The organism is Pallidibacillus thermolactis, from assembly GCF_025660415.1.
Lineage (GTDB): Bacteria > Bacillota > Bacilli > Bacillales > Caldibacillaceae > Pallidibacillus > Pallidibacillus thermolactis.
The window spans coordinates 1-1,888 of record NZ_JAOUSE010000098.1; the positions used below are offsets into that span (position 1 = coordinate 1).

Sequence of the window (1,888 nt, forward strand, 5' to 3'; positions counted from 1 at the left end):
TGGAATACATTATACTCTTCTTCAAAGTTTTTCATAAGACTATCACCCCAGGTAATTTAGTAGTATTACCCAGTATAGACAGCTTTGGGAAGCTTTAAACTAAACATTAAATAGCGAGGAAGCAAAATAAATTCCTCTACGCTTCTACAATCTTTAAATATTTTTGGTACTTCTAATTCTTTCTCTTTGCAAATTTTCATAATTGTCAATCTGGATTCTTTATACTCTTCATTGCTTAAATATATATTAAAATCAAAATTATTACTTTTATTATCCATATACTTATCGTATGTACGTCTTAAAGCATTTTTACAATTCTCTAATTTTAACACTGTGGTATTCAATCACAATCCCCCCACTTGATTTTAAATTCAATTATGACGCACCTTCCTTGATTCCGTAATTATACAACAAGAGCCTACAACCACTGTTGCAGACTCTTGTTGCTCGCATTCTATCCGTCATATGGCCAGTTTTTTGTATTGGAATTCTGATTCTTCCATATTCCCATTGTAATAAAAACTATAAGACTTTAAAGCATGAGGCATATAAAAGTTTTAGAGTTCAAACAAATCAATAACTGTAGGTTCTAATCTATTCCACCCTGAACCAGATAATTCAGCTAATGTTTCCATTCCCCAAATTAAAGAACCAAACTCATCTTTCTTATAATCCTCCCATTGCTCCCAAGCATCTGGATTTATTGCAATATTTTCGCTAATTATTGGAAGGATATTATTTATATAATTTTTTCTTTGTTTTTCATTCAAATTCATAAGTTGCTTATGATATCCTGAAAAGAGTTTATCATTTTCTTTAAGCCAAGATATAATACAATAGGTTTTATCCTCTTCTGGAAAGACCATTACAAATATATGTTTTGCCAAAACATCTATATTTGTAATATCCTGGATTATATTTCCATTTAAGTCCTTTGTCGGAGCTTCAAATCCTGTTCCAGCAAAGTTTACACGTTGATTAAATTCCCAAACAACACTAGTTAAAATATCATAGTTTTTATCTAATAGAGCTCTGTCAAACTTTTGCTTAACTGGTTCAAAATCATTAACTGCCAATTGCATACCACCAAATGGGTTTTGTTCCTTGGATAAAGATAACAAAGAAGGTTTTTTATTAAATAACTTGCGTCCCAAATTTACTACTTCTTGCTTTTTATGGTATTCAATTGCGAAACAACGATATGTGTACAAGAATATATGCTTTATACTTTTATCAAATGGGTTGTCTTCAATTGGTTGAAACACTGTTTTATCATGATAACCACAGAATCCTGTAAATGTAGTTGCCTCTTTTCTACCATATTCAGTTATTACAGCAAAAGGGTTATCAGGCTTCGGGCAAGGCATATATACCTTACCATTACTTGAAATACTTTTTAATATTTTATTATTTTGTATCGAATGAGCTTTAATTATTTTTTCAGAACATTTATCTTTATTAGGGTGTAAGCATTGTTTGATTCTCGATTCCCTTCTAAGCCTCTGATAATTTTGTTTAAAATTATTTAAATTATTAATTTCTGGATCATCTGGTTTATCAATAATATTGATACAGCATCTTTTAAATTTCTTTCCGCTTCCACAAGGGCATGGTTCATTTCTACCTATTTTTCTTCTTACCATTTTTTACCTCATTTAATCTCATATTATATTAAATTATTAGCAATCTATAAATTAAGGATTTATAATAGAATTATTTATTAACCTCAAAATATTAATATTTTTCATAGAAAATATAATCAATTATATGGATCTACGTCAAGTTTTTGGACACAAAAAGATTAAGTTTTTTTGCACAACAACCATTCATGGATTGTTCCACGTCCCAAGTAGATTGTCAAAGTGAAAAGATCCTTTGACAATCTACT

2 protein-coding genes are annotated in these 1,888 nt (G+C 29.6%); both read right to left on the bottom strand.

Features of this window, described 5'->3' with window-relative positions; all coding sequences use genetic code 11:
* Positions 1-65: 65 nt before the first annotated feature.
* Positions 66-344, bottom strand: a complete 279-nt coding sequence (locus OEV82_RS16000; RefSeq protein ID WP_263062435.1) for a hypothetical protein — start codon at positions 342-344, stop codon at positions 66-68.
* A 213-nt stretch (positions 345-557) separates the two neighbouring features.
* Positions 558-1,643 carry a YecA family protein gene (locus OEV82_RS16005; RefSeq protein WP_263062436.1) on the bottom strand — a complete coding sequence of 362 codons (1,086 nt, stop codon included), beginning with the start codon at positions 1,641-1,643 and terminating at the stop codon, positions 558-560.
* Between the last annotated feature and the right edge of the window lie 245 nt (positions 1,644-1,888).